General features: G+C 25.8%; 4 protein-coding genes and 1 pseudogene. 3 read left to right on the top strand and 2 right to left on the bottom strand.

Annotated elements, in window-relative coordinates:
- Window positions 1-456, top strand: a pseudogene (locus tag AJN69_RS05465) (hypothetical protein); the annotation flags it as partial.
- A 3-nt stretch (window positions 457-459) separates the two neighbouring features.
- On the opposite strand, the gene AJN69_RS05460 reads toward AJN69_RS05465, so the two are convergent.
- Both AJN69_RS05460 and tssM read right to left on the bottom strand, forming a co-directional pair.
- Window positions 460-1,359: an FHA domain-containing protein gene (locus tag AJN69_RS05460; RefSeq protein ID WP_044779682.1), complete on the bottom strand. Its 900-nt coding sequence runs from the start codon at window positions 1,357-1,359 to the stop codon at window positions 460-462.
- Window positions 1,356-4,883, bottom strand: coding sequence for a type VI secretion system membrane subunit TssM (gene tssM / locus AJN69_RS05455; protein WP_070287942.1), 3,528 nt, complete (start codon window positions 4,881-4,883; stop codon window positions 1,356-1,358). Before tssM ends, AJN69_RS05460 begins: the two co-directional genes overlap by 4 nt.
- A gap of 133 nt (window positions 4,884-5,016) precedes the next feature.
- Between tssM and AJN69_RS05450 the strand changes: the two genes are divergently transcribed.
- Together AJN69_RS05450 and AJN69_RS05445 are read left to right on the top strand one after the other, a co-directional pair.
- Window positions 5,017-5,532 carry an Hcp family type VI secretion system effector gene (locus AJN69_RS05450; RefSeq protein ID WP_044779685.1) on the top strand — a complete coding sequence of 172 codons (516 nt, stop codon included), beginning with the start codon at window positions 5,017-5,019 and terminating at the stop codon, window positions 5,530-5,532.
- A gap of 255 nt (window positions 5,533-5,787) precedes the next feature.
- The gene (locus tag AJN69_RS05445) at window positions 5,788-6,018 is read left to right on the top strand and encodes a hypothetical protein (RefSeq protein ID WP_002881838.1); all 231 of its coding nucleotides are present in this window, start codon (window positions 5,788-5,790) and stop codon (window positions 6,016-6,018) included.
- Window positions 6,019-6,038 lie beyond the last annotated feature (20 nt).

Here is a 6,038-nt window from a genome sequence, read left to right as displayed (position 1 = left end):
GATTGATTTAAATAAATATGATTTTGCCTATGATGAAGAAGGCAGGATCATTTGGGCTTTATATAATGATATTAAAAAAGCAAATTAAAAGATCCAAGAGATATAGATTCTACTTCTGAAAGTAGAAATAAATTTGATGATGCTATGGATGGATACGAAAATGGAATGGTAACAAGATTTGATGTAGATACTCCAAATGATTGGAGTGAACAACAAGCTACTTTATTCAAAGATACCCTAGTATTAAGCGCCAAACTAGCAGCCCTCACTCCTCCTCAAGGCTATCCTAATGCCCCTTATTATTTTACACCTGAAAGATTAGAATGGATTTATAAAAGAGGATATTTAGACAAACTCCTTGATCCAAGAATTCCTGCTATTTATAGATATAATTTTCCGCAAGAACTTCGAGCTAAAATACTAGCTTATGCTAAAGAGCATAATATCAAAGAGTAAAAATCACTCAAAATCTTTAATATACTTTTCCAATGCTTTGATGGTAAGATTTTCAAAAAGAATCTTATCTTCTTTAATATTATTTTGTATGGCAGCTTCAATATATTTAATAAACATATTTTCTTCCATTTCTTCAAATATTGGAGTATATAATTCTTTTGCGATTAGGCTAAGGGCTAAAATATTGATCAATCTTGTGGATTTGATTAAGGGTATATTATTAATAATACTTTCAAAATCTTTAATGTTGATAGGAGAATAATCATTATTTAATTTAGAGTTTTGTTGTTTTGTTTTAATATCTTTTAAATTTTTTACCAAACTTTTTAAAACATTTTCATATTCTAATGAATTTGGATTTTTTTGAATTATTTCTTTTAAAAAGCTATCATCTGCCTTTTCTTCTTCGATAAATTTATAATCATTATTTTCTAAAATCTCTTTCAACTCTTTATTTTTGTCAAAATTTATACTTGTTTTTCCTCTAGGCTTAATTTCAATTTCATCAAAATGATTGCGTTTTTCAATATCTTCTAAGTATTTTTTATTTTCTTTAATGCTTGCTTCAATGCTTTTTGCATCCACAAATCTAAATTCTAAATTACCGATTTTAAAAATATCGCCTATACTGATTATTATTTCATAGCCACTTGGCATTCTAGAAAAGGACTTATTATAATAAATGTCAGAATCTTCAAAAGCCGCAATTGTAAAAGATCCTTCTTCATAAGATACTATGGCATGGGTATTTTTGATTTGTTCTAGTTTATCTTGAATACGAAAAGTGCAATCATCACCGCTTCCTATAGTTCCACCCTTTGTGTTAAATACAAATGTTTTAGAACCACTAATACATTCGTCATAATTCTCAATAGTAATTCCTATTTCTTCTTTTTCTATCATTGTTTATTTACCCCTGTAATATTTTCTACTATTTTAAGATTATTTAAAATATAAACTATATTATTTAATTCACTAGCACCGTTAATAATTTCAAAGTCAAAATATAAGTTTTTATTATTGTTAAATATAATGCTGTATATAGAATTACTTTTATTATCTTTTATAAACTTATACCATGCCCATTCTCCTTTATATGATTTTGTATAATTTAAATTAGGATTAGAGTAGTTATAGGCTGTAAAATTTAAACTTGTTCCATTATTGAATTTTTCTGCTACAATTTGTAGGGTTTGATTAAGAGTATGATCGTATTGGATATTTTTATTATCATAGCCAAGCTTTATAAAGGAAAAATCCGCACTTAAATCAAGGCTTTGAATAGTAAAATTAACTTTTATATTATCATTACCATTTAGTATGAGACTAGAGAGATTGCCTGCATTGGTGATAAAATCTAAAAATTCTTTAGAGAAATTTAATTTTGAAGCAAATTGAGAATTGACAGAATAGTTATTTTTTCTTTTTACCAAAACATTGTTCAAGTATTTTTTATAAAAACTATTTAATGTCCCATTTCTTCCAAAAAATGTTTTAAAACTATCCATACTAAGATCTGCTACACTCTCATCATTAAAAGGATAATATGGCGCAATATCATTAACAAATGGATTATACACTTCATTAATCCAAGCAGTATTAAATAAAGAAATACCATGATTTTCTATAAAATTCCACGAATAATTAGAAAGCTGACTATAATATCTCTCTAAATCATTAGGTAATTTTTTTATGTTCATTTGAAATACAGCAAAAGGATCATTGGCATCTTTATTGCCTCCAAGAGCATATGAAATTTTTTCTTCAGCGCTTTGGTTATTATTAGAACTAAAATCTATAATTTTATTGGACATATTTGCAATACTTGTATTAAGAATATCTAATATTTTTTCATCATCAGTGCCTTTGCCCACTTCTATATTACCAACACTCAAAAGTGTATTTTTGTTTACTAGCTTATGATATTGTGTGAAAGCATTGCTTACCCCAATAAAATTTGATCTAATTTCCCCAGCATTTAATCCTAAATTGTAGGCTTGAGTTAGTAAAACTGCATCATTTAAATTTGTATTAGAACTAACAATTTTTAACAAAGAATATAAAGGGTTTTCTTTTTTTGATAAGATATTAAGCTCATTAAGCATTGCCTCTTTGGTATTATACCTAACAGGTTGCAATGAAGCGAGTAGATTTTGCCAAGCATTTTGGTATTCACTTAAGTATAATTTTAAAATACCCATAGTCAAAGTGTTTTTATTTTCTTTAAAATTGTTATCTAGCATCCAAGATTCAATATTGATTGCGGTGTCAACTTGTTGATTTAAATCATTTAAAAAGTCCATCATACCAACTTTTGTATATATTTTATCTATAGAAGTTATTTGAGAATTATTTGAAAATACACTATTTGCAGCAAAACCTAAATCCTCTTTTATAAGATATTTTTCTTTAGGTTTATCGCTATTTAAAAAATTAAGAAGAATGTAAATTCTTTGAGTTCTACTTATACTCTCAAGTTTTCTTTTTCCTGTATGTATACTGTTTTCATCTTCTGTAAAAGATTTAAGATTAAATTGTTTAAGCTCATCCACCCCTTCTAGAAAGTCATCTTTAGAGATTGAATACTTACTTAAAGTATTCCAATTCTCGTTAATCCAAATTTTTAGTATTTCTTTATTAAAATATTTTTGTTCAAATAAAGATCTATACATATATAATGTTTTGATTAAATTTTCTTTATTTGTATCGGTAAGTAAAGTATATTCCATTTCTTTTAATAAAGTATTTTTTAACACATCTTCATTCAGTTTATAATAAAGTTGTTTAGCTTCTTTAAATCCTTTGTATGAGAGATTTAGATTTAAATATTGAAATATATTATTATCTTGCCAAAGTTCAGGATAAGTATTTAAAATATTTCTCAATTCAATTAAGAAGTCAGCTTTTTGTTTAATATTTAAATTTTGATAATCTTGATCTTTAAGAAGCAATTGTAAAGATCTTAAGGTATTTTGGCTTTTTTCGAATTCTTTATTGTTTTTACTTATAAAATAAGAAGATATAGCATATGTTCCAAAGCTTATGATTAAAATTATAATTAAAAAAGATAATTTTTTAGAATAAGATTTCATAGCGCTTAAAGAATAATCTGTAAAAATTAAATCTTCGAGCAGTGATTTAACAAAATAGCTTTGTTTATTATGTATAATATTGGATTTTGATAATACTTTTTTGCAGTTATATTTCTCACATATGGCATCGAGTAAGAAATTTCTAGGAATATTTTCTTGATAGGCGCTAACAAAATAAACTCCTCTAAGATAAGAATTATTTTTAAGCTTATTTTCTTCTTGTACTTCCAAAATAAAAGTCTTTGCTAATGCAAATAAATTATCAAATTGTTTTAAAAATAAGTAGCTTTTATTTTTATTTTCCATATTGTAAATATGGGAATTTTTACTCATTAAAGAGCATAATAATGAATCACTTAATTCTTTAAATTCATTATTTAAAAATTCTTCACTTAAGATTTTATCAAAAGATAATCCTAAAATTTTATCCGAAATTTTTTTATCGAAAATATCAAAATACTCTTTCATGCCTTCCATCAAGTCAAGTTTTGAAAAAACTATATAGATGGGCAACTTTAAATTCAAAGTTTTTTCACATTCGTTTACTCTTTTTGTTAGATATCTAATAAGATTTTTGGAATACTCCTTAGGATTATTTAAGAAAAGGACAGTATCAACAACTAAAATAATTCCATTTAGTTTGCTATGAAAAAAATTTTTATTGAGAAAAGTAAGGAATTTTTTCCATATATTTTTTTTAATTAAAAAATCTCTATTTTTATCTATATCATCTTCGGGTATTTCATCGCTACTTGTAGGCTTAAAAAATTCTTCTTGTGAAAAATAGTTTCCTTCTGTATCTAACAAAGCGCCTTTTTTTGATACATAAAGTGCAAAATTTCTAGTAGACTTATGGAATTTTTTATAAGACTCTAAACTATCGCTAAGTGGATATTCGATGTTAGAATAATTGATAAAAGTGCTTTTTCCAGCCCCTTCATTTCCTATGATGATAATTAAGGGTAAATTTTTTGTTTTTAAATCATTCTTCCATGTTTCTTTGGCATCTTTAAGAGATAAAAAGAAGTTTCTTTTAGATTTGTAAATGAACTCATCAGCTTCTTTTTTTAGGACTTTAAATTTTAATCTTTTTTCACTTTTTAAAGAAGATATAAAATTTATAATAGGCTTTAATAAAAAAAATAAAAAAACAATAAGCCAAATTATCAAGATAATACTAAATCTTAAAAATGAGCTACTAAAAATATATATGTCGTTAAAAGCTATTAAAGGACCCCAAAACCAAAATAAAACACTAAAAAGAAAAATACAACAAAGTAAAAAAGCAGTTATAAATAATCTTGATTTCACAAAATCAAATATTTTTTTAAACATCGTTATTCCTTATTTAAAGTAAAAACAAATAAATATTAATATCAATATACAAATATTTTACAAAAATTTATATAGATTAAGATTAAAATGATACAATTTTGAATGTTAAAAAAAATTAAAGGAGGTTCTTTTTATGGCTGAACCAGCGTTTATAAGAATTGAAGGTTCCACACAAGGTTTGATTTCAAGTGGTGCATCTACTGAAGCGAGTATTGGCAATAGATATAAATCAGGTCATGAAGATGAAATCATGGCGCAAGAGGTATCTCATATCGTAACTGTACCCGTTGATCAGCAAAGTGGGCAACCTTCTGGACAAAGAGTTCATAAGCCCTTTTCTTTTACTTGCTCATTGAATAAGTCCGTGCCTTTGTTATATAATGCACTTACCAAAGGAGAAAGACTTCCAACAGTCGAAGTTCATTGGTTTAGAACTGCAGCAAGTGGCGGATCTGAACATTTTTTTACTACAAAATTGGAAGATGCAATTATTACAAATATTGAATTAATAATGCCAAATGCACAAGAGTCAAGTAATCATGATAAAACCGAGCTTTTAAAAGTTTCAATGAGTTATAGAAAAGTAGTTTGGGAACATACTGCTGCTGGAACTAGCGGAAGTGATGATTGGAGAGAAGGTAAAGCTTAATTATAATTATCTTAAAAAATCCCGACTAAAATGCGTAATTATAGTCGGGGTTATATCTTAAAAATATATTTTGTTTTCTTGGTTTTAATTACAAAACTACTTTCTAAATTATAATACTATTTATTCATACATGAAATCATTTATCTTAATGAGCAATTTTTGTCTTCTATGTTTGGATGCTAGCGAGCTAATCTTTATCAAACCACAAAATTACATCTTAATTTTAATAAAATAGAGAATCTAAGGAGATAACCCATGACATATATATTACTTCTTATTATAATTTCTACTATTCTTTCTTATCTTATATTAAAATTTATTTATAAAATCATCTTTAAATCTACAAAAAGCGTTTCAAAGTTTTTAGTCTTTCTTGGAAGTATAGGCTTAATTATCTTTTATTATACTCCTTATTCTTATTATTTAGAGCCTAGTTATTGGCAATTTAGGAATATGTGTAAGTTAAATGAACTTCCTAAAGTATAATAAGATTCTAGGGTATTTTG

Source organism: Campylobacter sp. BCW_4338 (assembly GCF_001763255.1).
Classification (GTDB): Bacteria; Campylobacterota; Campylobacteria; order Campylobacterales; family Campylobacteraceae; genus Campylobacter_D; species Campylobacter_D jejuni.
This window is presented reverse-complemented; position numbering and strand designations above follow the sequence as displayed.

Excerpts from the sequence above, each read along its gene's own strand:
- AJN69_RS05445 (WP_002881838.1), top strand. The coding sequence starts at position 5,788 with ATGACATATATATTACTTCTTATTATAATTTCTACTATTCTTTCTTAT.
- tssM (WP_070287942.1), bottom strand. The coding sequence starts at position 4,883 with ATGTTTAAAAAAATATTTGATTTTGTGAAATCAAGATTATTTATAACT.
- AJN69_RS05450 (WP_044779685.1), top strand. The coding sequence starts at position 5,017 with ATGGCTGAACCAGCGTTTATAAGAATTGAAGGTTCCACACAAGGTTTG.
- AJN69_RS05460 (WP_044779682.1), bottom strand. The coding sequence starts at position 1,359 with ATGATAGAAAAAGAAGAAATAGGAATTACTATTGAGAATTATGACGAA.